Here is a 25925-nt window from a genome sequence, read left to right as displayed (position 1 = left end):
ATTGAATTTTATTTATTTTTATTAGAGTGTATTAGCCAAACATTGCCCATTTGGTCTATTTCAGTTATGACTTTTTCAAGCCGTTTGCCTTTGCATGGTCCTTGTATACAGAGGCCACTTACTGGTTCAAATAAAGCCCCGTGCGCATGACACGCAATGTACTGTTTAGAAGCATCCATATAGGCGTCTTTACGCCATGCCATGGGAGCGCCATCTATATGCGGACAGGCATTTTTCCAGCCATAAACTTGCCCAGCATGCTTAACGATAAAGATCTGATCATTACCATCGTCATTTAGGAAAAAGCCTTTTGATTGCCCTTCTTCAATATCGCTCAGCTGGCAAAGCCATTTTGCTTGGTTATCCATTTATACTGTCTACCTCTTTTGCACTTGATTACTGTTAGAGAATTTGGGCTTCAGCAAAAAATGCGCGAGGGCCGGTAGCAGAATTAATGCCCCTATCATGTTCCAAATAAACATAAAGGCCAGTAGCAACCCCATGTCCGCTTGGAATTTGATCGGGCTAGCAATCCAAGTCGCGACACCAACAGAAAGCGTAATCCCCGTCAGCATGACGACCTTCCCAGTGAAGTTGAGCGCACGCAAATAGGACTCAGATAGGCTCACACCTTAACGCAGACCGAAAAGGGTGATGGAAAGAATATAAAGGGCGTAATCGATGCCAATCCCAACGCCCAAAGCAATAACCGGCAGGGTTGCCACTTTGACACCTATGCCAAGCGTCACCATCAAGGCCTCTACCATAATGGAGGTCAACATCAGAGGCAAAATCGCCACAATCACGGCTTTCACCGAACGGAAAGTAATGAAAGACAACAAGGCCACGGCCGCGTAAACCAACATTTGCATTTGATACCAAGCAGCTTTTACGGAGATATTCGTTGCGGCTTGAATCCCAGCACTGCCTGCCGCAAGAAGGAATTTTACCTGGTCTGTATCATTGGCTTTGGCAAACGCTTGCACATGATCCACCACACGGCTCAAGGTATCTGCTTTGTGATCTTTGAGATAAACATACAGAGTCAACAAATTACAGCTGCTATTATATAGACCCCGAGGTGCACCTGCGGTGATATAGTTCAGCATGCTTTGGTTGGGTAAAAACTCGTACCATTTCGGGTTGCCTTCATTCAGTCCTGACAGCACACGACGAGATAGCAAGGCCAAAGAGTTAGTCGATTCCACGCCTTTTAACTGACGTAATTGCCACCCCAACACATCGACTTTTTTTAGCGTGTCATATTGCGAACACTGGCCATCGGGTGTTTTCACCATCACAGCTAACACATCACTCGATGCGCCGTAGTGTTGGTTCATAAAGGCAATATCTTGGTTATAGCGACTGTCTTTGCGAAGTTCTGGGGCGCCAGGATCGAGATCACCAATCTTAAGATGTTGGCCAACACTAAAAGACCCTACCGCTAGAACAATGCCAGCCATAATGGCGACCGTCGCCCATTTTCGTTGTGTAAACTTATCCAGAAAACGCCATAGCAAAGGCGTCTTATCCAATGCTTTAGTATCAATATCATTGACCACACTGCGTTTCGCTGCTTTATCGCTCACACCAACGTAAGACAGCATAATAGGAAGCAGAATCAGGTTAGTAAAAATCAGTACTGCAACACCAATAGATGCGGCAATCGCTAGTTCTTGAATGACCTTGATATCAATCACCAGTAGAACCGCAAAGCCAACGGCATCGGCCAACAGCGCGGTTAAGCCTGCCAAAAATAGACGGCGGAAAGTAAAACGGGCCGCGACTAATTTATCAAAGCCACGTCCCACATCCTGCATAATGCCATTCATCTTCTGTGCGCCATGGCTCATGCCGATCGCAAATACTAAAAATGGCACCAAAATAGAGTACGGATCTAGCACATAGCCAAGCGTTGGCAAAATCCCCAACTGCCAAACCACCGCGAGTAAAGAGGCACACACCACCAAAACAGTCGATCTCACGCAACGTGTGTACCAATAGACCATGATAGTGGCAATCAATACCGCCAAAGCAAAGAACCAAAGCACCGCGTGTACACCCGCGATTAGGTCGCCCATGGCTTTAGCAAAACCCGTAATATGAATGTCTAGGCCTTTCTTCTCATATTTGGTACGAAGAGCTTCAAGTTGCTGAGAGTATTTCGCATAGTTCAGTGGTTTACCCGTCGCATCTTGGTTTAACAAAGGCATGTAAATGATCGTTGAACGACCATCTGACGCAATCAAACGACCAATTTCACCAGAACGATCCACATTGGCTTTTAGCTTGGCAAGGCTGGCTTTCGAACCATCGTAATCTTCTGGAATAACAGGGCCGCCATCGAGCCCTTCTTCCGTAACACCAATCCAACGTGTCGAAGGTGTCCAGAGAGATTTCATTTGCACGCGATCCACACCCGGTAGCAGGAAGACTTCATCACTGAATTGACGTAGCAAATCCAAATAATGCGCATCGTAGATAGAGCCTTTTGGATTCACCACGGCAATGCGCAAGGCATTCCCTAAACCTGTTAACTCATTTTTGTATTTCAAATAGTTCTGAATGTAAGCCTGATGCGTCGGCAGCGTTTTTTCAAAACTGGCATTGATGGTCAATTTCGTTGCTTGCCAGCCAAGGAAAATGGTTAAGATCGCGCAAATCGCAATCACCACAAGACGATGATTAAACAGCGCTCTTTCTATAAAGGAGCCGGATCTAGGGTCGAATTGCTCTGCTGGTGACGCAGAGACCGAAGACTTGTATTTCATTCCACACTCCCTAAAGGAATACTGACGGGACCGTGAATGCTTAATGCAAGCACTCCACCTTGAGTTTTCTCTAAAATATCAGTGAGCGGTGGGAAGGATTGGCTGGTTGCAGGTACTAACTTATTGTTTGCAAGCGACAGCACCATACCAGCTTGATTGGCCATAAGCACTTCGCCTTTGGGCGTTTCTAGGGACGCAGTAATGGAGGCTTGAATGGGATTATCGATTTTGTCCCAATGTTTACCGTTGTCATTGGAAACAAAAGCATTACCACGCAACCCAGCTAGAATGATGCGGCTATCTCCTTGTAACTGGGCAGTAAAGAAACTGCCTTCATAGGGAGAATTCACTGCTTCAAAGGTTTTGCCGTTATCGTTCGATAGCGCGATAAAGCCCTGTTCACCGGCAATTAAAATGCGATTAGCATGTTTACGAATGCTGTAAAGGTGCAAGCCCATCGGGTTATCAATACGTCTCATCCAAGATTGCCAACTGGCGCCGCCATCACTGCTTTCAAAAGTAAAACCATAAGCGCCAACCACAATCAGATGCTCAGGGCTCAATACCAACAGGTCTAAAAAAGGTTTATCTGGGCCATCCGAAACCAGTAGTTTGGCTTGATGAAGCGCATTGTCATCCCCCCTTTTTTCCGCTTGCGTATAAAGTTGATTGGCAAGTTGACGACCATTAAGTAATTCTTTCCAATGCTCGCCTGCATCGTCAGTTCGCATAACAATGCCACCATGACCAATGGCATAACCCACCTGAGCGTTGGCAAACTGCACCCCCGTCAAGGTCACACTGACAGGCGATGGTGCCTGACGCCACGTGTGACCTTGATCGTCAGACAATAGAATCAATCCTCTTTCGCCCACCGCAACGATTCTGTTACCAGCATAATTGGCAGACAATAACATCGACTGAGCACCTAAGTGAGATTGAATTGCGGGGCGGTTAATGGCATCTGGCACATCTGCAAAAGCACTCGTTACAGGGTAAAAAAACCATAAGATCAATAACCATTTCACAACCTGATTTTGTCCCATGAAATGCATTTGCTTCCAAAAAGGTATCATCAAATAAACCATGGAAAACCTCATAACACAGTCTCAGATATAAGTATTGCACAGGGCCGATTATGGAGTGGTACGAAGGTACCGTGGGCCATACCCAAGGCTTTACTTACACAGATCCTCGCCAACAAATGCAATAGGACAACAAGATGATGCTTCATCACACACCTCCTAAGTGGGTGTATGCGCTTTGCTTACCGACGACGAACCAAAGCCGTGTGCTTACCAATATTTTCAACATGACTGCAATCCACATTCGTTATTTTTATTTCGTGGTAGCAACATTTACGTCGCTTAAGTAATGAATGGGAACAACGTAGCGTTCGACTACGTTTCCATCACCACACTATTCTCTCTTTTGTTTCAGGGGGTTATGTTCGCCCCCTTAATTCACTACTCACTCTTCATAATCCCCTTTTGGCGTGCTGTCTTGCCCCGGAGCCCACTTATTACGGTAACGCAATAAGAAGGCCTGAGAGTTGTCCGCACTAATTGGCGCAGTCCGTGCCTGCCAAGTTTTATCATGCAAGTCCATGTCTGCATCCATCTCAATATGACAAGCAAATGGACTGTTGAAGTACCAAAACCAGTTTGAACCAAAGATATGACGGCCTGGCCCCCAAAAGGCTTGATACCCTTTCTCAATAAAGCGAGAGCCGTTTTGCATGACTTCTGTTGGCCCCGCAAAATGGAAAGTGAAATGCTCTACGCCTTTCATAAATTCTGGGGCGCCAATAAAGAAATGTGTGTGGTGATCCAACGTCCCAGCAGGTTGTAAGAAAGGCCCCATGCCTTCAAAGCGATCTGTACATCGAAAGCCTAAACGTTCCACATAAAATGCTTCCGCTTTCGCTGGGTCTGATACAAAGTATACGATATGGGACAAAGTGCGCGGGTGAATCTGTTCTGCGTTCACATTAACGGCATTCTGGTTTACGGGACGTTGCAAAGGCGACCCAGGTGCATTGGATATTTCTCCCGTCAAACTCATGGCTTTTCGTTTGGTTACTTGAAAGCCAATAACAAAACCCATGTCGTCTATGGACTCGATGGAACCATCAGCCAAGCTTGTTACGTCTCGGTCTTTACTCAATTCTGTACGAATCACCTCTAAATCCTGCTCATCGGCCACTCCCATGACGGTTTTGCGCATCATACAGCCGTTACCTACACTTGGCGGTAAACTCTGATCGGATGCCTCCGCGAGTACAACACAGGTACCATCTAACGCCTCAAAACGGCCGCCTTTAGCAGTCACATCAACAGGGATAAGTCCGTAATCTGTTAAAAAGGTTGCGCACGAAGCAATATCTTCCACTGCAAAAACAATGCTCTCTAAACCTACTATATTCATCTCTTTCTCCAAACAAGGTGTTAGGCGGTATGCCCATATAAAAATTCTGCGATCCTATCGCCAATGTATGCGCCAGCATTGACTGAATGATCAAAACTAGCGTGTTTAACGTCGCCTTCACGAGTCTTCAACTTTCGGTCAGGTGATCTGTGACCTTGCAAACACTCCCTCACTTAGCGAATACCTTGTCTAGCAAGACCCTGCCCTGTGAAGGTACTGGTCGGCATGCGCTGAACTGGTTTGTTCTGGAATTTCTTATCGTTCATCATGTTGGCCACATAGGCTTCTCCAGAAAGCAGATTGTAAAAGCCAAATGTCTGTGGGATGGTTCCCGGGAACTCTGGCATGATGTAATTGAACTGCCATAAAGTTTTCCACAGCTGGCCTTTAGAATCCCAACGGTCGCCCAATAACGCTTCCCAAGTGTCTTCATCTAGATAATATTTGCTGCGCGCCGCTTGGTGACGTTTGCCCGGTGCAAGCGTTGCCTCGACAATCCAAACACGATGAAGCTCCCAACGCACTGCATCTGGATTAAGGTGATGCTTGCCAATGGCTTCTTTATCGCTGTATTGCAGAAAGCGGTTTTCGTTATAAGGAATCAACATTTCCTTCTTGCCGAGTAGCTTCCAGTTGAAAACATCGGTACGACCAGAGAATACGCTTAGTTCATCGAATGACATCAAGCCAGCTGTGGCGGGTGTTGGCGTGTCACAGCATGCATTAGGTAAACGACGAACACGACGCTGCCCTGCAAGATAGACATAAGATTTGGTCTTATCCGCATCTAGGTTTGTACGCCCTGCAACTCTTTCACCGGCACGAATTGGTGGCCCGTAGTTTTCGAGATTCACCTCCCAGAAATAACCATCAAAATCCTTGCTGTTACCTTCCTGGAAGTAGTACGGCATCTGGTTTTTCAGTAAACCGTCTGTGGTTAACACTCGTTCGCCACTGGAGGTAATCTGATATTGATTAATGTCTGCTTCCCAGCTCACACCACGCCAAGAGAGCCGATGGTTGTTGATGGCTTGCAAACCATTTTTAGGAATTGGGAAAGGAATACCGCCATAAGCGCCAACGATATTTTGCCCAACCATCTTGGCTTTAAGAGCATTTTGCTTCGTAAAGTTGTATACCCATTCAGGTGCTGTCGCCGTTCTGTGCGTTGGATACACATCAAGACGATAGGTTTTTGGATACTTTTTCAGCATGGCTTTCACACCATCTGTTAAATACTTAGAGTACTTATCCATATTTTGATAAGTCACGGAGTACAAAGGCTTTTCGTTAGCATACGGATCAAGACGCTTGCCCCCAAGCACTTCGCCAGGGATTGGCTTATTGAAACCGCCTGTCCAAGCAGGAATAGTTCCCGCCGCATTGCCAGCTTTTTCTGCGCCAAAAGGCGTTAAGTCTTTGCCAAGACGGGCAGCCTGTTCTGGGCTCACTTCGGCATAACTTGGCAAGGCAAAGCTAGTTAATAAGGTACTGGCGAGAAACAGATGAAGAGTGCTTAATTTATTTTTATACATTGTCATTCCCCAAGAGATTAAAAAGTGGTCTGAATAGAGGCGGAGATGAAATCACGATCTTTCAACGCCTGTTTAAATGTCTCGTTGGAGTGACTGTCCAGATATGTGCCCTCTTGACCCAAATAGTGCGTATAGTTCACTGAGGCATTCCAACGATCAAGATAGATTGCTTTTAGACCTAGATTGATGTCACCACCGCCATCCACGCCAAACGCAGTACCAACTGCTGATGATTTACCCCATGTATGGCCATAACCAATAGATGGCGACATATCAACGCCATCAAACACTTGGCGATAGGTTGGCGAGTACACGACACGCGCACCGATGGCAGAGCGGTCTGCATTTGGATTCAGCATGTTCTTGTTTTGGGTGGTTTTAACACGAGTGTTCCAAGCAACTTCACCGATAAAACTGGCTTCGTCGGAGATAAAACTTGGCCCTACGCTGGCAAGCCAAGAAAATTGTGCATGCGCCGTATCGCCGATGGCATAACCCGGTGTACTGCTGTTATTGTATTGAGGTGAGGTACTAGAGATTGTTTGTCCTTGGCTAGATAGCGGTGCATTCTTACGGTAAGAAATTTCACCAGCAAGACTCCAGATACCTATACTTTTCGCCATACTGGCACCATAGGCTTGAATGCCTTCGGCGTAAGCCCATTTATAATGGCTAGGCTGATAATTGGCGTTTAAAATAGTGTAAATATTACTGGGGGTAGTGGCATTATAACGGATTGCATACAAGCCAAAGTCCGCATCAATATCGTAATTACTCCAGCTTAGTTTCAGACCGTATTGGCCAGTCCCTGGGGCTTCGTCATCTCTTGTTTTGGTAAAGCTTGCTGTTTTCCCAGCAATGAGTTTCTCACCACCTAATGTATCACTAGTTGATAAGTAAGAGCCCGCAGGAAGAAAACGTGATTTTTCCCATTCATAGCCCACATAAGCACCAATAGAAGCGGTTTCAGAAATCGGCACATCAATCGACACTTTGCCTGTTGGACGTACGGTCTCTTTAAATTGAGAGTTAGGAACCGAAGATAGTTTCACAATATCAATAGGCGCCTGACCGCCTGCGATACCGTTTACACCGTAAAACAGGCTCTCCCCCCACAATTGCGTGAAACGACCCGCACGGATCGTTCCTTGCATTCCATCTTTAACAGGGAAGCGGCTGTAGACAAAAGCATCTAAAATTTCAGCATCCCCCCCATGACTCTTTTCGTTTTATCCGAAAATTCACTGGCTGGCGTGTGATTAGCACTGAAGTCCGTATTGGCATTATCTGTATGGTGATGATAGACATCGTCGTACCAAGCAGCAGCACTGATTCGCGCGCCATAATCTTTATAGGACAAGTCAAGTTCAGACAATAAATCCAAGCGATTAGAAACTAATCCTCTATGAAAGTTATTGTCACCGTCATTAAGATTGATTGCGGTTTGACCTTGGGTTAAGCCAGGTGAGGAACTTTTTAAGCGGTAAGCAGTACTGTATTTCACCGTATTATCCAAACTAAGCCTTAAATCTGGATTACTAGTCGTAATCTCAAATCCATAGGCAGTAGATGTCGTAGAGATAATGGCAAGAGCGATTGCCTTCGCTCTAAATGGAGTCGTATTTAGTGTGTTCACTTGTTCTTCCTTTTTGCTAGGGTTTTATTTTTATTTTCAAGAACAAGCCAAAATGTAAGCGACTCCAACCTTTTAGAAAAATCCTTTAAATCATATCGACCATTCGATAGTATCGAATGGTCGATAAAAACCCTATCAACTACCTTCTCTTGCGTTTTTAAAACTAAGAGTGGAATTACTTATCGTCTTTTATGTATTTTTAGCGACTAAAACGTTACTAATATTGAAGAACTCCTGAATTTAAGCCCATCCGCATTCCTTTCTAAGGGCTCTCCTAAGCGATGTTTTGTATGAAGAGAATGTTTTGCGAGGTTTAGCAGGACAACCTTGGGGACACTCCAACTACTACAATCTTTCAGAAAAAACCTTTAATCTAAGTTAATCATTCGATACTATCGAATGATTAAAATAAGAATAACCAGTGACAAAAGGTCTTAAGATGCGCTTTAAAAAACTCGATCTAAACCTCTTGGTGGCGTTAGATACACTATTAACCGAACAGAGTATTACCAAAGGAGCAGAAAAGCTCAGCATGAGCCCTTCGGCTCTGAGCAATTCCTTATCTCGGCTAAGAGACTATTTTGAAGATGATTTGCTAACGCAAATAGGTCGCAGAATGATCATTACTCCCTTAGGAGAAAGCCTAAAAATCAGCGTTCGTAACGCCTTAAATAACATCGAAAGCACGATCCTTGTACAACCCAGTTTTGATCCTCAAACAACAGATAGAATTTTCAGTATCTTTTGTTCAGACTATACCCAAACAGTACTTATTCCACATACCTTAGAAATAGTAGGCAAACAAAAAAGTACCGCTCGTTTTCAACTCCTAGCTCAAGAAGCAAATAACCCGCATGAGCAACTAGAACAAGGCAAAGCCGATTTACTGATCATTCCATCCGATTTTATGTCTACTGAACAGCCCAGTGATGTACTTTATGAAGAAGAGTTTGTTTGTGTTGTCTGGAAACACAGTAAGATTGCTCAGGGAGAATTAACCACAGAAAGATACGCAGCAGCAGGCCACGTACTAATGCGACCAGAGGCAACGAAAAAAGACTTTTTTGGCACCTCATTTGCGCAAAAATACGGAATTAAACGACACGTCATTGCAACCACATTTAGCTTTGCTTCACTTCCCGCATTAGTAATAGGCTCAGAAAATATCGCCACAATTCACGCGAGATTAGCCACCAAAATGGCCAAAGTCTGGCCCCTTAAAATATTGCCTTTGCCTTTTGATATTCCAGTAATGAAGCAATGTGTTCAATGGCATCAATATAGAAATAATGATGAAGGTCTTATTTGGTTACGAAACATATTAAAGGAAGCTGCTATTAATATGGATTCAGAACAAATAAAATAATATGATTAGAACAATTCCTTAATCAATATTTTAGAAACTAGAGAACAAAACAGATAAATTGTTCTCTAGCATTAAAAACTCAGCCAAACAAGAGCATTCCGTCTATGATGTTTTCTTTATAACCTTTTGATTGATGATTCCGAACAAGTGAGGAATGTCTGCTGATATTGCCTCCATCCTTACCTGGTCACCAAATGACATATAAGCCGTTTTGGCGGCTCCTGTATCCAGTGTTTCCATGCCACGTCGCTCAGCAATACAGCTTGACCCAACTTCTCGATAGTTTTTATTGGATACCGTTCCAGACCCGATAATGGTACCTGCACAAAGATCCCTAGTCGCAGCGGCATGGGCAATTAAATCATGGAAACCGACGCCCATTTCACCACCAGATGCCCCACCAAAGCGTTTACCATTCCAATCAACCACTAAATCAAGGTGTACTCGTCCATCATGCCAAGCCACTCCTAACTCATCCGGCGTTAGCGCCACTGGGGCGACAGAACAAGCCGGTTTTGCCTGCACCCATCCGAAACCCGTTTTCATTTCGGGAATGGCAATCGTGCGCAGGGACCAATCATTAAGCAAGATAAGTAATTTAATATGCTTAAGCGCCTGCATTGCGCTAACGCCCATAGGAACATCATCTACAATAACCGCAAACTCGCCTTCGAAATCAATACCATCCTCCTCTCTCATAAATGGAACATCCGCTGTTGCGCTTAAAAATTGATGCGACATTCCCTGATACATAAGCGGTTTGCTTAGTTGTTTAGGTTCAAAACCAAATGCTTGATCCATTAAATCACCATGGCTTTTGAAGGCCGAACCGTCTAACCATTGCCACGCTCTAGGTAAAGGCGCTAAGTAGCTTAATGAGGCTGTACTCATGCCTTTCCCATCTTTAAGTTCTTGATAAACAGCCTGTAATACAGGCTCATTCACAGACCAATTATCCAGTGCCATTTGCAATGCTGATATTTTTTCTGGTGCAGGCAGGTAAGATTGGCCATCGCAAGAAACAATCACCAATGCACCATCACGTGTACCGTTATCTATCGTTGCTAGCTTCATACGTTTATTCCTAAAAATACTGTCACTTCGAGCAGCCCAATCAGTTATCAATAATAGCAACAGCGCGAGTCCAACCCGCTGAGCCACCGCGCACTTTATGAGGAAAACAAACAACGGTATAACCAAAGACTGGAAGGGCTTCGAGATTATGAAGCTTTTCCAAATGACAGTAGCCTATGTCCCTACCGGCTTTGTGCCCTTCCCAAATCAGCGAATTATCACCCGTTTCAGCGACGCGTTTGGCGGTATGGCTAAATGGTGCATCCCAAGACCAAGCATCAGTGCCCGTCACGCGCACACTACGTTCAAGTAAATACATCGTTGCTTCATAGCCCATACCACAACCAATATTGACAAAATCAGGATCGCCAACCGCACTACCCGCAGCGGTATTCACCAAAACAATGTCCATGGGTTGCAGCTCATAGCCAATACGTTTCAGTTCCGCCTCGACGTCCGCTGCGGTCACGACATAGCCGTTTTCGAAGTGACGAAAATCCAACTTCACCCCAGGACGAAAGCACCAGTCTAATGGCACCTCGTCAATGGTAATTGCTCTTTCACCATTGTTCATAGTGGGATGAAAGTGCCAAGGAGCATCCAAATGTGTACCATTATGCGTGGTGAGCTTCACGGTCTCAGCCGCCGCAAATCCATGACCACCGGGAAACTCATTCGCCGCAACACCAGGGAAAAAGTGGTTCGCCTCTGGAACCGTTTCCTCGTGCGTCTGATATGTAATCTCTGGACGCATAAACGGCGGATCAGTGATCACATCGTTCTCAAGATAAATCGATAAATCAATAAATTGACGAGCCATCTCTTTCTTACCCCCGTTTGCCACCCAACGTTTTAGTGAACCAATCAGCAATATAATCGCAACCAAAACTCATATTATCTGCACCAACATGCTCGACCCCGCCTTCACGTTCCGTAAAGATTTTAAATTCACGATTTGGTGAGTTGATTAGCTGGTCATAGCTTTGGTAAGCGTAATCCAAATTAATTTGACGATCTTTTTCTCCATGAGTAACAAGGAACGGCACCTTAATTTTGTCCATCACACCATTAAGATTCATCCCTTCTGTTTTAACAAAGAAATCATCCATATCTTTTGCGCCAAACACCCACATGACATGCGCCCAATAATGTGGAACAGGGTTTTCACCCTCACGCTTTAAGCGTTTCTGCTGCACTTCTGCCCAGTTATGATTTGCTCCCCATACAGCACCAGCTGCGAACCTTGGTTCATAGGCGACAGCTCTAGGCGCATAATGACCACCTAAAGAAATCCCCGTCATACCAATACGAGATGCGTCTACATCGTCTTGTTGCTCTAACCAATCAACCGCTTTGGACGCCCAAACTTCACTGTTATAAACCGCAGGCAAACCGTAAGTGCGCAATGTTTCACCGGTACCAGGTTGATCAACGCAAAGCGTCGATATTCCTCGTTTGGCCAGAGACTGTGGTAGATTTGACCAATAGAGCATCTCTTTACAACTGTCCAAACCGTTACAATAAACGACTGTTGGGTGAGGGCCCTCTCCTTCCGCTCGAACATACAACGCAGGCATAATACCGCCGTTATCAAGTGGCACTTCTACATACTCACAATTATCTTTGCTGAGCCTAATGCTTTTACGGAATGTCTCTTGCGCTTTATCCCAAGTCTCTTTTCGATTCGGATGTCCTTGACCTTGCATTCGCTCAGCCACCATTAAATACAGCGCCGCTCTCTTTAGCTTGGTACCAGCCGAAAAATAATTCCCTGCATCTTCATCTTCATCAGCAAGTCCAATCAGTTTATCCGCCATATTGACCCACTGAATCAGAAATTCTGCTGTCCCCGCATCTTCGCCATTTTCTGCGGCTTCGCGTAAAGGCTTACACATATCAATAACTTCACCAATTTTGGCTCCGCTTCCTAATGCAATAGAAACGGATAAATTCCAAACATAGTTTGGGAAATATTCAAATAACGCCATAAGCTATTCCTCTCATTTTAATAGTTTTTTTAAATAATATCCCATTCAGGAAAAACCAACATGATGACTTATTCTTTAGGCTGCAAGTTTGGTTAATCAAAAAAATCCAGAAACATTAAAAAATAAAAATCAAAATCAAAATCAAATTTTTTATACGATGATGAAAGCTTTTATTAAAGCTAGAATATCAACTAATTTTTTATTTAATCATCATATCCCTATCAAATACGTGGGCTAAACTTACACCTGAAGATATTTAATAAGTAGTGACCATCAACATAAATAACTAAGGTTAATAAACTACGCTTATGAATAATGAATTTTTTATTCTCCTATTAAAGTCACCCTAATATAAACCACTGTGATATCTCACAAAAATCCTTTAAACAGAATCGTTCATTCGATCTCATAGAAAGATGGACATAATAACGATTCGAATGATGACAACCATACTGTCTGTAAGAGATGAAAGGCTCATGTTGTAGAAGAGTTTTTCAGGAACTTGTTGATGACCGAAAAAAAACGCTGTTTTTAGCCCCCTTGCGTTACGGGCATTCAGCGCCTGAGGCTTTATTATGAGGGTTACAAATCAAAGAGGCACGGCTTATCCAGCTGTTTATACGAAAGGATTTTTCTCTAAAAACAACCGGATTTGTTTCATTGTAGATCACATCGTTGGCAACTTTCGGGGACAGAAGTAAAGCGTTTTAGGCTCACTAGAGCCTAATGGCTTAAATTAAAAATCCCTTGTTGGAATCAACAAGGGATTTTCATTAAAAGCTAATTAGTCGACCAGAAGCAGTACTAATTAAAGTTAAGCTACTGTTGCTCGTGCACGAGCATGTTTGTCTTCTAATTCTGGCTTATCAGTTTTACAAATTTCAATATTGAACTCAACGTCCAAATATTCGCTATCAAAGCCATGGGCTTTGTCATTCAATGGTGTTGCCTCAACAACCAATTCATCTCGGGTCGCAAAAGCGAAGTCATCGTATGTATATGCATCACCAGCCAAGTTAATCTGTGTGGTTAGATGCTTGAAGCCTGGTTTAGATACAAAGTAATGAATATGAGCGGGGCGGTTACCATGACGACCAAGGCTCTGAAGTACTTTAATGGTATTACCTTCTGGTGGAACGCCGTAGCCGTTTGGCACAATACTACGAGCGCTGTAGCAACCTTGAGCATCCGTTATCACTTTACGACGTAGATTGAATTTGCTTTGTGTAGGGTCAAAATGAGAGTAACCACCTTTAGAGTCAGCGTGCCAAAGGTCGACAACAGCTCCCGCTACAGGGTTACCCTCTTCATCCAACACTTTACCGTGAAGCCACATGCCTTGGCCCGGTGTTTTGCCATCATCCATACGTGCCTCACCTTCTGAGACTGGTGCATCCTGAACATATAGAGGGCCTTCAATAGTACGTGGTGTGCCACCCGCTAGGCCTGCAGCTTCATCTTTAGCATCTTCACGGATATCTAAGAAATGATCAAACCCTAAACCTGGCGCAAGCAAAACGGCTTCTTTAGTCGTACCAAGGTCATTTACATAATTCACGCACATCCAAAACTCATCTGGCGTAATATCTAGGTCTTCAATCATTTTGTAAAGATCAGAAACTAGGCGATAAATGATTTCTTTCATGCGAGGATTGCCTTGGTCTTTATCCAAGCCAGCCACTTTTTTCAATAACGTTTGTACTGCTTCTGTTTGAATTGTTTTAACAGTCATTTCAATCTCTCCGCTTCTATGTGCCATCACAGCACTTTTATTAAATGTTATTTTTGTTCTAAATAATTAGCGCTATTTTATGGAAGATGGATGTTGACATAAGGCTGTCACTTCCATCGTCATAAAAGGATACAAAGGTAAGCCAGTGAGGACTTCATGCAAATGAGCATTGTCTTTGACATCAAATATACTCACATTTGAATACTGTCCAACGACACGCCATAAATGCAGCCAAATACCCGCTTTTTGTAATTCTTGTGAGTAATTCTTCTCCTTCAATTTGATCGCATCTGCCTCTGCAACCGGAAGGTCTTTAGGAATATTTACTGTCATTTCAACTTTAAAAAGCATGTTTATTTCCTCATGATTGTTTGCGTTGGTGCTGTATTATTTACGTCGATAAAGCGCCAGCTTTTCTTCGTCAATTTCAATACCCAAACCAGGTGAATCCAGGACATCCACACCATTGTTATGGTAACGAAGCGGCTGTTTAATGATGTCATCTTGCAAAAGAAGAGGACCAAACATTTCGCTGCCCCAATGCAATTTCGGTAAAGTAGACCAAGCATGAATTGAAACCGCTGTACCAATAGAACCTTCTAGTAAAGTACCACCATATAATCCCATACCTGATGCAGATGAAACGGTAGCCGCATAAAGTGCTTCAATAGGTCCACCTGCTTTGGCAATTTTCAAAGCGATACCACCATTAAAACCACGTTGAGCAAGCTGGAAAACATCTGAAGCATCAGCAACACCTTCATCGGCTAGAATAGGAATCGTGAATTTTTGCGATAATCGAACCAAGGCATCCCATTCTTTTGCTGGAGTTGGCTGTTCAACTAAATCCACACCGGCTTCTTGAAGCGCCGCCATACCTTTTGTTGCCGTTGATTCATCCCACGCTTGATTCACGTCGACTCGCACACTTGCGCTATTACCCAAGGCCGCTTTAATAGCAGCCACATGAGCCACGTCATCATTCACATGTCGAGAGCCGATTTTAAGCTTGAAGTCGCAATGTCGACCGCTAGCGATAAGCGCTTTCGCTTCAGCGATGTCTTTATCCGTATCACCCGATGCCAACACCCATAGACAGGGAATATTTTGGTGAATAGCGCCACCTAATAAAGTGGAAACAGGAACGTCTAAATGTTTGCCTTGCAAATCCAACAGCGCGGTTTGCAAAGCCGATTTGGCAATCATATTACCCCGTACAGACAGGCTTAAACGTTGGATAAGTAGCTTTATGCTATGAAGTGGCTGATCGATAAGTAGAGGCGCAAGGTAGGTATCGATGTTCATTTTAATGCTTTCTGGGCTTTCAGGACCATAGGCCAAACCGCCAATAGTCGTACCCTCGCCTAAGCCTTCACGACCTTGATCATCTTTGATACGAACAATCACCATGGTTTGCACGGCCATAGACGTCATAGATAATTTATGAGGGCGAATCGTGGGAATATCCACAAGCATTGTTTCAATATGAGTAATTTTCGATGTCATGCTAAGGTGCATCCGTTTATTGTTTTTACCTACACTAGACTCACCCGAAACAGAGAACAAATATCAATTTAGTTCCTAGCGATACCTATAAGGTATGGATTACCCATCGCTCAACTAAGCCTTTACTTCTAGAAGAACGACGGGTAACTGGTTGGCGTTAACGGCTCTCTTGCTCAGCCTCTACCATTTTTTTTAATAAGCGTCGCACTTTGACAGGCGCGGCATCGCTGGTCAGCAACACTGGGTTGAGACTAAATAGATCTGACGTACCCATCTCTTTATGGACAGCATCCAATACGGGGCCATCTTCCGCGACAAATGCTTCGTGCATGGCTTTGATCTTCATCTCGTTGTATTCAGCGTCTTCCTCAAGATGATTACGACGCGTTGCAAAGAAGTAATGGGTATAATTTTGAGAGCCTGGCGTACTGGTGTGGAGATCGTACTGACCGACAGTATGTTCTAGGTCTAAAGCCCCTTTATTTTGGTTTGCCCCCACAGTTAATTGGATATTGGCAGGTGGCGTCCATGTGATATCGAAGAAATGATCGGCTTCATCATCAGGCTTTGATAGGTGCTGATTAAAAATCAGCATAGCGGGCTTTTGCACCCATTCCCATCGCGCTGAAAGACTCCGCTCACCTTCTCGAATCAGAGGCACCTTTGGCGATAATTGACCTCGAGTGGTAATGATTTCGCCGTGTAAATGATCAATGTGACTCAGATCCATAACGTTGTCGGTAATCAGCTCGTAGTGACATTCACGTGGCATGTAAGTGTAACCAACCGAGTTAGGATGCCCTTCGACCAATGTACTAAAATCAGGAAGCAAAGCTGGATCGGCAGCGTCTTCGCCCATCCAAATCCAGATGAAGCCATACTTTTCAATAATTGGATAAGAGCGCACTTGAGCAGCCGTCGGTATACGATTATTCCCATGGGGGTTATGGTTACATTTACCCTCACAATTAAATTTCAGGCCGTGGTAGGCGCAGACGATGTCATCCCCTTCTCGTCGCCCCATACTCAGCGGTACAAAACGATGAGGGCAGCGGTCTTGCATCGCAACGGCGGTACCATCTTCGGTTCGGTAAATGAGAACCGATGTATCCAGCAATGTACGACTGAACAGTTCTTCTTTGCCTACTTCTGTAGACAAAGCGGCGACGTACCATACATTCATTAGATAAGGATTTTTATTATCTGAAGTCATAATTTCTCTCTCTTTTATTATTGTTTTACAAACGTACTTCATTTGAAAAATGGCTGACTGACGAGCCACCATAAACGACTAAGATGCCTTAGCCATTGGACCATTAAGTCCAAATTTGTATCGTCGTAGCGCTAGTTATTCACTAAATATCTAACACCAAGATTTGGCTGTGTGAGCGTGAGCAGCAGGGAGTAAACTGATTATTCCTTTTCTTCTCTGCCTCAGACTGAAACATGTCTCGATGATCAGGAATCCCCTCAACAACAGGGATCATGCAGGAGCCACAAATGCCCTGTTCGCAGGACATGGCGACATCAATACCGTGGTTAAGTAATGTCTGAGCGACTGTTTGATCAGCTCCAATCTCGATCACTTTGCCACTTTTTTGAAGACGAATTTCAAACACGCTGTCTTGGCCGCTAGTATTGCTTTGCTCCATATTAAAGCGCTCAAAGTGAATACGCTCACTCGACCATTGGTTGTTGATCGCGACATCATTAATCCAATTGATAAAACCCGACGGGCCACAGCAATACAGGTGCGTGGTCGGCGCAGCATTCGCAATGAGCTCTTCTGCATCGATTTTTTGATCATCTTCGTTAAAATAGAAAGTCACCCTATCCACCCAAGGCTTCTGCGATAGAACCTGTAAAAATGCCATTTTCGCTCTTGAGCGACAGGAATAGTGAAGCTCGAAACTTCTTCTAGATTGATACAGTAATTCGGCCATCGCAAAAATGGGCGTAATACCAATCCCCCCAGCAAATAACATGGCGTGCTCGGAATTAACTAACGGGAAATAGTTGTAAGGAGTTGAGACAGATATCTCATCACCTTGTTTCAGCGATTTATGAACATAGGCAGAGCCGCCACGGCTATTGGGATCAAGTAAAATACCTAATTTATACAACCCCACTTCGTCAGGGGAATTGGTAAGCGAATATTTCCGAGTGATACCATTGGGAAGTTTAACATCGATGTGAGCCCCAGCTTCGGCCGGAGGTAATGTCTCATCGTGAATAGCTTTCAACTCAAGACCAATAACATCTTCTGCTAGAAGATACTTATTGTGTACAGCAACCTGTAACCAAGAATCAGCCATACGTATACTCCTCTCTTATTTTTATAGTTTTGGGCGTCATGCAATGCATTAAGACACTGGCATTTATGTAGAGAACTAGAGCGAAAGATATGCCAGTTTCTTAAACCCTATCTAACTATATGTTTTATATGGAATTTATTTTTATCAGCTGATACAGTAAAAATTATGAGAAATATTTTTCTACGCAAATGATGAAATTTTTATCTGTCTATAACGTGTTTTTTCTGCTATTGCTGAAAAAATAAGTGTGGAGATAACAATGAATAAAAATAATAAAACCTTGCACAACATAAATGAGATGATCGATGACGACGTACTGGCACAGTACTTAAGATTCACGCCTGATAGCGGCCATATCCACCTATTCGATCAGCGGATGCTCCTCATGCACTGCTTTTCAATGACGTCATTAAGACAAGAATTAATTGAACGGCTAGGCCTAGATAAGACCCGAGAGATATTCACCCGCATCGGTTATCAGCAAGGTGTCGTGGATGGTCGTTGCTTGCGACAACATGAAGGGGGAAACCTCAAGCACAGTATGGCGCTTGGACCTAGGTTGCGTGAGATAGAAGGCTTCATGCACAATCAAGCTGTCAACCGAATGGCCTACAACACAGACACGGGGGAATTTCATGGGGATTACTATTGGCAATCCTCATGGGAAGGGGAGGCGCACCATAACCACTTTGGGGTCGGAGGGAAACCAGCTTGCTGGATGATGACAGGGTACGCCAATGGCTTTACGACAACCATGATGGGGCGCCCAATCATCTGGCGTGAAGTTGAGTGTGTCGCCATGGGGCACTCACGCTGTCGAGTCATTGGTCAGCCACTGGAAGAGTGCGAGGATATCGAGCACGATCTTTCCTTTATGAAACTGGAAAGTTTTGTGTCGGCTCCGGGCAGCCCTCCCCATACTAACAACTCCTTGCAAACAGGACGAACAGAGACAGCTGAACCCTTACCCGAACTCATCGGTGTGTCGGCTCCATTCAATGCCGCCATTCATTTGCTCAAGCGCGTCGGCTCAACCGATGCAACAGTGTTACTAAACGGTGAGAGTGGCGTTGGTAAAGAGCGCTTTGCTAAGACATTGCATGTCATTGGCCAACGATCTAACAAACCCTTTATCTCCATAAACTGTGCCGCAATTCCCCACGACCTTGTTGAAGCAGAGCTGTTTGGCGTGGAAAAAGGGGCGTACACTGGCGCAACCACTTCTCGGCGCGGACGTTTTGAGAGAGCCGATGGCGGCACTTTATTCTTAGACGAAATTGCCAGTTTACCTCTGCCTGCGCAAGGCAAGCTATTGCGGGTATTGCAAGAAGGCGAAGTGGAACGTTTAGGGGGAAGCGAGATCATTACCATAGATGTTCGCATTGTCGCTGCCGCAAACAGAGACCTTCGCAACGAAGTACGTGAAGGGAGGTTCCGCGAAGATTTATTTTTTCGGCTCAACGTCTTCCCCATCAATATCCCCTCCTTGCGAGAACGACGCGAAGACATTCCTTTGCTAATGAATGTGTTTGTGGAGCGTTATGCAAGACGCTTTAAGAAAAAAATTAATGGTATCACTCAAGCGGCCCATGCTGCGCTCTGGGCTTACGGTTGGCCTGGAAATGTTCGAGAATTAGAAAACATCGTTGAACGTGGTGTGATCATGGCCGACGACGGTGATAATTTAGACGTTTACCACTTGTTTTCTGGCGGTGAGCAAATAGATGACGTTCTGTTTAGGCTTGGCGAAGACGGCCACCTGCATAAAAACTCCCCGGTCCCAGATTCTGATAGCTTCGCTACGGAGCAACTGATTGAGAATCTAGTTGAAACAACGGGTTCACTTGAAGCTGTTGAAAAAATGGTGCTGACCTATGCTTTAGAGCGCTGTCAGGGCAACATTTCGGCCGCAGCACGCAAATTAAAAATGCGACGCGGGCAATTTGAATATCGCCTAAAAAACATACAAAAAGAGCAGTCTCAAAAACATTTCAGTACACCAAACTCTAACCACTGACAAAAGGTAAAAATACAATGGAGCTAAGACATCTGCGTTATTTCTGTGCGGTGGCAGAAGAGAAAAACCTTACTCGCGCGGCAGAAAAACTCTTTATTGCTCAACCGCCATTAACAAGGCAGATAAAGCAATTGGAAGACGATGTAGGGGCACAACTTTTTACTCGTCACTCCAGAGGGTTAACACTGACCCCCGCAGGAGAGTACTTCTGGGAACAAGCAAAGCAGCTGCTAGCAAAGGCTGATATGGTCATTGAAAATACTTGTCGAATAGCAGAAGAACAAAAGGCCGTTTTCAGCATTGGCTTTGTTCCATCGGTGTTTTATGGTCAATTACCCTCCCTCGTTAGGGACTTGCGTCAACAGACCAACGCGAATATTTTGATGCATGATTTAAAAACTGGTGAACAAATCGAGGCCTTAAAGACAGGTAAAATTGATATTGGTTTTGGTCGTTTAACCATTCCAGACGAGCAAGTAGAGCAAACTATCTTATTCCAAGAACCCTTATTGGTGGCATTGCATGTTGGTCACCCTCTGCTAAAAAAAGGTGAACCGACGCTGGAAGAGCTGGCGAAGATGCCGATGATTTTGTATCCAGCAAACAGAGCCACTACGCCTACCTTCGCGGATATTTGTACTTCATTGTTTACCAGCCGCGGGCTAACCACAAAAGTGACTCAACAAGTCAATGACCTCCAAACGGCACTAGGTTTAGTGGCTTCCGAAATGGGCTTTACTCTGGTGTCTGAACAAGTAAGACATTTTGGACGAGATGATGTGGTGTTCATTCCTTTGCAAGATAAGTCCATCACCTGTCCAGTTATATTTAGCCGTCGAAAAGAACCCATGGATTCCATTACAACATTGGCCGTTAAAATTCTCAAAAACTTGGTTGAGAATCGTCAGAGCGGCTTATAACCATTGATTATGGCAAGGTTATTTTGTATGCAGGCGAATCTGTTCTGCTGCCTCCTGCAACACAGGTAAGTATTCTTCTATCAAGGTTTGATGGCTTACCCGCGATGCATTGGTACTCAGATTGATCGCCCCCAGCAACGCGCCATCGAAAGTGAACGCAGGCATTGCCAAGGAGCGTAAGCCAAGATCCAATTCTTGATCCACTACACAATAGTTTTGCTCGCCGACCTGAACAAGCATTTGCTCAAAAGCAGACTTATCGACAATGCTATGTGGGGTATAAGCGTGAAGAGATACATTGTTGAGCCAGTCTTTTTGCTCTTCAAGTGGTAACGTTGCAACCAACATACGCCCCATAGAGGTATAAGCCGCAGGCAACCGTGTCCCAGCACTTAATGTTATCGACATCAAACGGTGGGCTGCTGGCGAACGCACGACATACATGATGTCTTGTTGATCTAACACAGCTAAAGACGAAGATTCACCCAGCCGCGCGGTAATGTCATGTAGATAATGCTCAACCACATTGAGATGATCGTTACTGACGTTATAAGCATAACTGAGTGCTAACACTTTGGGCGTTAACGTGAACTTCCGTCCTTCTCGCTTAATGTACCCAAGAGCATGCAGAGTCAGTAAAAAACGTCGGGCTTTGGCTCTATCCATGCCAGTTTGCTCAGCCACTTCGGACAGCGTCATCTCTTTATGCTGCGGATCAAACGCCATAATGACATCCAGCCCTGATGCCAATGCCCCGACATAGTCACGGTGATCCGGTGACAGTTTTTCCTCACTCATACCCTGTTTACTCATAGCCATTAATAATCCCGCCATTATTTATGATTCGTTACGGGCTCGCTAGAGGGAAGAGACTTTTCATCGCATCTTTTATCTAAATCAAGAGAAAAAAGACAAATACAAAATTTTAACTTGACCACTAATCTTGGATTGATTTATCTTGTTCGCATTGCAAACTTAAATTCGTATAACGAACAGGATACATTATGACTAAGTTTATGACACTGAAAGACGCTGTCGCGACCTATGTAAAAGATGGTGACACCATCTCGCTTGAAGGGTTTACTCACCTCATCCCTTTCGCGGCAGGGCATGAAATCATCCGTCAGAAAAGACGCAACCTGTCTCTAATTCGTATGACTCCCGATCTAATTTATGACCAATTAGTGGGTGCAGGTTGCGTTCGGAAATTGACCTTCTCTTGGGGTGGAAACCCTGGTGTTGGCTCCCTTCACCGCGTTCGTGATGCGATAGAACATGATTATCCTTGCAAGCTAGAAACGGTTGAGCATAGCCATGCTGCTATGGCAAATGCCTATGAAGCCGGTGCTGCTGGCCTACCGCTGGCGGTTTTTCGTGGTTATGTAGGCAGTGAGTTACCCCTCGTCAATAAAGAGATAGCCACCATAACCTGCCCTTTTACAGGCGAGCAGTTGGCTGCCATTCCTGCCATTAGACCCGATGTGGGCATTATTCATGCTCAAAGAGCAGACCGCGCTGGCAATGTGCTTATAGAAGGGATTATTGGTGTGCAGAAAGAAGTTGTGCTGTCTGCCAAACGAAGCATTGTCACAGTAGAAGAAATTGTCGATGACTTAGATGTCACACCAAATGCCTGCGTTTTACCAGCCTGGACAATTGACGCGATTGCCGTCGCACCGGAAGGCGCAAAACCCTCTTATACGCTCGGCTATTACGACAGAGACAACAATTATTACAAACAATGGGATCACATCAGTCGCGATAGAGACAGCTTCAACCAATGGTTGGAATCCCATGTGTTTGGCCAAGGAGACGTTTAATATGACAACGCATCAAGATACCACTCAATACACTTCTTCTGAAATGATGACCATCACAGCGGCACGTGCCCTAACCAATAACACCACCTGCTTTGTGGGGATTGGTTTACCTAGCGAAGCCGCTAACGTAGCGCGTTTGACTCATGCGCCTGATGTGACCTTGATCTACGAATCAGGCACCTTACAAACCAAACCGGATGTGTTGCCTTTGTCCATTGGCGATGGAGAACTGTGCGAATCCGCTCTCACCACCGTCTCTGTACCAGAAATGTTCCGTTATTGGCTACAAGGTGGACACATCGATGTTGGCTTTTTAGGTACCGCGCAAATCGACCGTTTTGCTAATTTGAATACCACGGTCATTGCAGACAATCATCCTGAAAGCGGTAAAAACGGCGCACACAGTTATGCCAATCCAAAAGTTCGTTTGCCGGGTGGTGGTGGCGCCCCTGAAATATCCACCAACGCCAAAGAAGTCTTTATTACCGTTAAACACTCAAAACGTACCTTTGTAAAAGACGTAGACTTCATCACCACGATAGGTTTTGGTCGTGATGGTAAAGGCCGCGATAACTTACCGACTATTGGTCGTGGACCAAGTGTGGTGATTACGGATTTATGTATTTTAAAACCCGACCCAACAACCAAGGAGCTGATTGTCACCAGCTTACACCCTGGTACAACAAAACAAGACGTTATTGAAGCGACAGGATGGGAAATTAAATTTGCCGACGCCCTTGAGACCACACCAGCACCAAACGAAAAAGAGCTGCAAGTATTACGCGAATTAAAAGCCCGAACAGAAAAAGCACACAGTGCACAGGAGGCAAAATGAGTTCTGTTTACATCTGTCATCCTAAACGCTCAGCTATTGGCCGTTACGCCGGATCTCTTGCGGCTGTTCGTCCAGACGACATGCTAGCGCAAGTCATTCAAGCAGTACTCAAAGATGCCCCAGACCTTGATCCAGCTGCCATCGATGACGCTATTTTTGGCTGCGCCAATCAATCAGGTGAAGACAATCGTAACGTGGCACGCATGGCAACCCTCTTATCTGGTATGCCCTACAGCGTATCTGCGACGACGATAAACCGCTTATGTGGATCAGGGATGGACGCTGTTGGCGCCGCATTCCGAGCCATACAAGCGGGTGAAGCAGAATTGATGTTAGCTGGTGGTGTTGAATCCATGTCTCGTGCGCCGTTTGTTATGGGTAAACCCAGTGCCGCCTTCGATAGACAACAAAAATTAGAAGACACCACCATGGGATGGCGTTTTATTAATCCCGTCTTAAAGTCCATGTATGGCACGGAATCCATGCCAGAAACGGCAGAGAATATTGCTGAACGCTACAAGATAGCTCGCGAACAGCAAGATGCATTCGCTTTGCGCTCTCAACAAAAAGCCAAAGCAGCACAGGAAGAAGGCCGCTTTGCTGAAGAGATCACCCCTATTACGATCCAGCCAAAACGTGGCAATCCAATAGTCGTCGATCAAGACGAACATTTACGTCCTAATACCACACTAGAAGATTTAGCAAAACTGAGAGCACCGTTTCGGGAAAATGGCTCAGTGACGGCAGGCAATGCATCCGGTATAAACGACGGTGCCGCTGCTATGTTGATTGCGAGTAAAGCGGCGGTCGAAAGCCATAAACTAGAGCCTCTCGCTAAAATCATCGGTATGGCAACGGCTGGCGTTGAACCAAGTGTAATGGGCATGGGACCAGTTCCCGCCGTACAAAAATTACTAAAACGTACCGGCCTTTCTCTCGACGATATGGATGTGATCGAATTAAATGAAGCTTTTGCCGTACAGGGGTTAGCTTGCATACAAGAACTGGGACTTTCACCAGAAGACGAACGCATTAACCCAAATGGTGGCGCGATTGCCCTCGGGCATCCATTAGGCATGTCAGGTGCTCGTCTATTACAATCTGCCGCTATGCAGTTAAAACGTACTGGTGGACGCTATGCAATGTGTACCATGTGTATTGGCGTCGGACAAGGCATTGCTATGCTGATCGAACGGAGCGATATTTAATGAAGAAGCTATTTTTTACACTTGAAGGCGATTTTAATAAGCCCACTATCGTGCTTGGTCACCCTTTGGGCATGAACAGCCGAGTTTGGGATGGTGTTGTCCCAGAGTTATTGAAACAATTTCGAGTCGTTCGCTGGGATCTTCCGGGTCATGGGCTAAGTGCCCCCCTTGACCCCAGCGCTTCCCCATTAACAGCAAATGCCTTGATCAATCCACTGATTGAAAAATGTGATGAGCTTGGTATTAAACAATTTCACTATGTGGGAACCTCCATCGGCGGCATGATTGGCCAACAACTCGTGGCCCAATACCCTGAGCGTTTATTAAGTGCCACCTTAACCAACACGGGGGCAAAAATTGGCAGCAAAGAGGCGTGGCTAACTCGCCAAAAAGATGTCATGGCTCAGAGGCTGGAGAGTATGGCGGCAACCTTAGTGTTACGCTGGTTTAGTGAAAACAGCGTGCAGACCGACCCAACGTTAGCAAGTTACTGGCAGGAACAACTCGCCAAGGTAGATGATTTTAGCTATGGCGAACTTTGTGCATGGCTTGGCAATATGGATCTCACCGATGAACTAGGGCCAACATCACTTCCGATACAGTTAATCTGTGGTGAAAAAGACGTCGCCACCACACCGGAGCTGATGGAAACACTTGCTTCGTTACTTCAGGTTAAAAAGCTAGAAATAATAGAGAAGATTGGCCATGTACCATCGGTAGAATCTCCTGTTCAATTTTTAGCTCTGCTTAAAAGCTTTATTCATAAATGATATTT

General features: G+C 44.8%; 22 protein-coding genes and 1 pseudogene. 7 read left to right on the top strand and 16 right to left on the bottom strand.

Annotation, left to right across the window (positions count from 1 at the left end):
- Nucleotides 1–8 precede the first annotated feature (8 nt).
- From AC0VYI_RS10815 to AC0VYI_RS10785, 7 genes and pseudogenes are all read right to left on the bottom strand, one after another.
- The gene (locus AC0VYI_RS10815; protein WP_475449251.1) at nt 9–368 is read right to left on the bottom strand and encodes a Rieske (2Fe-2S) protein; all 360 of its coding nucleotides are present in this window, start codon (nt 366–368) and stop codon (nt 9–11) included.
- Nucleotides 369–377: 9 nt separating this feature from the next.
- Nucleotides 378–629 (bottom strand): MMPL family transporter, encoded by a 252-nt coding sequence (locus tag AC0VYI_RS10810; protein ID WP_475449249.1) that lies wholly within the window; start codon nt 627–629, stop codon nt 378–380.
- Between the two features lie 3 nt (nt 630–632).
- Nucleotides 633–2771 (bottom strand): efflux RND transporter permease subunit, encoded by a 2139-nt coding sequence (locus AC0VYI_RS10805; RefSeq protein ID WP_475449247.1) that lies wholly within the window; start codon nt 2769–2771, stop codon nt 633–635.
- The gene (locus AC0VYI_RS10800) at nt 2768–3817 is read right to left on the bottom strand and encodes a WD40/YVTN/BNR-like repeat-containing protein (RefSeq protein WP_475449246.1); all 1050 of its coding nucleotides are present in this window, start codon (nt 3815–3817) and stop codon (nt 2768–2770) included. The genes AC0VYI_RS10805 and AC0VYI_RS10800 overlap by 4 nt, the downstream gene beginning before the upstream one ends.
- Nucleotides 3818–4241: 424 nt before the next feature.
- The gene (locus AC0VYI_RS10795; protein ID WP_475449244.1) at nt 4242–5198 is read right to left on the bottom strand and encodes a VOC family protein; all 957 of its coding nucleotides are present in this window, start codon (nt 5196–5198) and stop codon (nt 4242–4244) included.
- 173 nt (nt 5199–5371) lie between these two features.
- Nucleotides 5372–6733, bottom strand: coding sequence for a DUF1329 domain-containing protein (locus AC0VYI_RS10790; protein WP_475449242.1), 1362 nt, complete (start codon nt 6731–6733; stop codon nt 5372–5374).
- Nucleotides 6734–6750: 17 nt separating this feature from the next.
- A pseudogene (locus tag AC0VYI_RS10785) lies at nt 6751–8369 on the bottom strand (DUF1302 domain-containing protein).
- A gap of 421 nt (nt 8370–8790) precedes the next feature.
- On the opposite strand from AC0VYI_RS10785, the gene AC0VYI_RS10780 reads away from it, so the two are divergent.
- Complete coding sequence (locus tag AC0VYI_RS10780; RefSeq protein ID WP_475449240.1) at nt 8791–9735, top strand: LysR substrate-binding domain-containing protein; 945 nt, start codon at nt 8791–8793, stop codon at nt 9733–9735.
- Nucleotides 9736–9837: 102 nt separating this feature from the next.
- Here AC0VYI_RS10780 and AC0VYI_RS10775 read toward each other — a convergent pair whose 3' ends face one another.
- The 8 genes from AC0VYI_RS10775 to AC0VYI_RS10740 all read right to left on the bottom strand — a co-directional run bounded on the left by AC0VYI_RS10775 (nt 9838) and on the right by AC0VYI_RS10740 (nt 18350).
- Complete coding sequence (locus AC0VYI_RS10775) at nt 9838–10809, bottom strand: fumarylacetoacetate hydrolase family protein (RefSeq protein WP_475449238.1); 972 nt, start codon at nt 10807–10809, stop codon at nt 9838–9840.
- Nucleotides 10810–10849: 40 nt separating this feature from the next.
- A complete protein-coding gene (locus tag AC0VYI_RS10770; protein WP_475449236.1) occupies nt 10850–11629 on the bottom strand; it encodes a cyclase family protein in 780 nt (259 codons plus the stop codon).
- 7 nt (nt 11630–11636) lie between these two features.
- Nucleotides 11637–12797, bottom strand: a complete 1161-nt coding sequence (locus AC0VYI_RS10765; protein WP_475449234.1) for an alpha/beta hydrolase family protein — start codon at nt 12795–12797, stop codon at nt 11637–11639.
- Nucleotides 12798–13611: 814 nt separating this feature from the next.
- Entirely contained in the window at nt 13612–14529 is a 918-nt protein-coding gene (gene catA / locus AC0VYI_RS10760; RefSeq protein ID WP_475449233.1) for a catechol 1,2-dioxygenase, read from the bottom strand.
- A 72-nt stretch (nt 14530–14601) separates the two neighbouring features.
- The gene (catC, locus tag AC0VYI_RS10755; RefSeq protein WP_199477639.1) at nt 14602–14880 is read right to left on the bottom strand and encodes a muconolactone Delta-isomerase; all 279 of its coding nucleotides are present in this window, start codon (nt 14878–14880) and stop codon (nt 14602–14604) included.
- A 36-nt stretch (nt 14881–14916) separates the two neighbouring features.
- Nucleotides 14917–16035, bottom strand: a complete 1119-nt coding sequence (locus AC0VYI_RS10750) for a muconate/chloromuconate family cycloisomerase (RefSeq protein WP_475449231.1) — start codon at nt 16033–16035, stop codon at nt 14917–14919.
- A 157-nt stretch (nt 16036–16192) separates the two neighbouring features.
- Nucleotides 16193–17248: a Rieske 2Fe-2S domain-containing protein gene (locus tag AC0VYI_RS10745; protein WP_475432118.1), complete on the bottom strand. Its 1056-nt coding sequence runs from the start codon at nt 17246–17248 to the stop codon at nt 16193–16195.
- 142 nt (nt 17249–17390) lie between these two features.
- Nucleotides 17391–18350 (bottom strand): PDR/VanB family oxidoreductase, encoded by a 960-nt coding sequence (locus AC0VYI_RS10740; protein WP_475449229.1) that lies wholly within the window; start codon nt 18348–18350, stop codon nt 17391–17393.
- A 259-nt stretch (nt 18351–18609) separates the two neighbouring features.
- Here AC0VYI_RS10740 and AC0VYI_RS10735 point away from each other — a divergent pair, with 259 nt between their 5' ends.
- The gene (locus tag AC0VYI_RS10735; protein WP_475449227.1) at nt 18610–20367 is read left to right on the top strand and encodes a sigma 54-interacting transcriptional regulator; all 1758 of its coding nucleotides are present in this window, start codon (nt 18610–18612) and stop codon (nt 20365–20367) included.
- Nucleotides 20368–20384: 17 nt separating this feature from the next.
- Nucleotides 20385–21287, top strand: coding sequence for a LysR family transcriptional regulator (locus AC0VYI_RS10730; protein ID WP_475449225.1), 903 nt, complete (start codon nt 20385–20387; stop codon nt 21285–21287).
- Between the two features lie 18 nt (nt 21288–21305).
- Here the strand turns inward: AC0VYI_RS10730 and AC0VYI_RS10725 are convergent, their stop codons facing one another.
- A complete protein-coding gene (locus tag AC0VYI_RS10725; protein WP_475449223.1) occupies nt 21306–22106 on the bottom strand; it encodes an IclR family transcriptional regulator domain-containing protein in 801 nt (266 codons plus the stop codon).
- A 185-nt stretch (nt 22107–22291) separates the two neighbouring features.
- On the opposite strand from AC0VYI_RS10725, the gene AC0VYI_RS10720 reads away from it, so the two are divergent.
- From AC0VYI_RS10720 to AC0VYI_RS10705, 4 genes are read left to right on the top strand one after another with little or no spacing between them, the layout of a single operon-like run.
- Nucleotides 22292–23107: a CoA transferase subunit A gene (locus AC0VYI_RS10720; RefSeq protein ID WP_199477636.1), complete on the top strand. Its 816-nt coding sequence runs from the start codon at nt 22292–22294 to the stop codon at nt 23105–23107.
- Nucleotide 23108: 1 nt separating this feature from the next.
- Complete coding sequence (locus AC0VYI_RS10715) at nt 23109–23942, top strand: CoA-transferase subunit beta (RefSeq protein WP_475449221.1); 834 nt, start codon at nt 23109–23111, stop codon at nt 23940–23942.
- Complete coding sequence (gene pcaF, locus AC0VYI_RS10710) at nt 23939–25150, top strand: 3-oxoadipyl-CoA thiolase (protein WP_475449219.1); 1212 nt, start codon at nt 23939–23941, stop codon at nt 25148–25150. Before AC0VYI_RS10715 ends, pcaF begins: the two co-directional genes overlap by 4 nt.
- Entirely contained in the window at nt 25150–25920 is a 771-nt protein-coding gene (locus tag AC0VYI_RS10705) for an alpha/beta fold hydrolase (RefSeq protein ID WP_475449217.1), read from the top strand. The genes pcaF and AC0VYI_RS10705 overlap by 1 nt, the downstream gene beginning before the upstream one ends.
- Nucleotides 25921–25925: the final 5 nt, after the last annotated feature.

It is taken from the genome of Marinomonas sp. 63XJN7_9_ISO-PGPR-S23-217, assembly GCF_056173515.1.
This window is presented reverse-complemented; position numbering and strand designations above follow the sequence as displayed.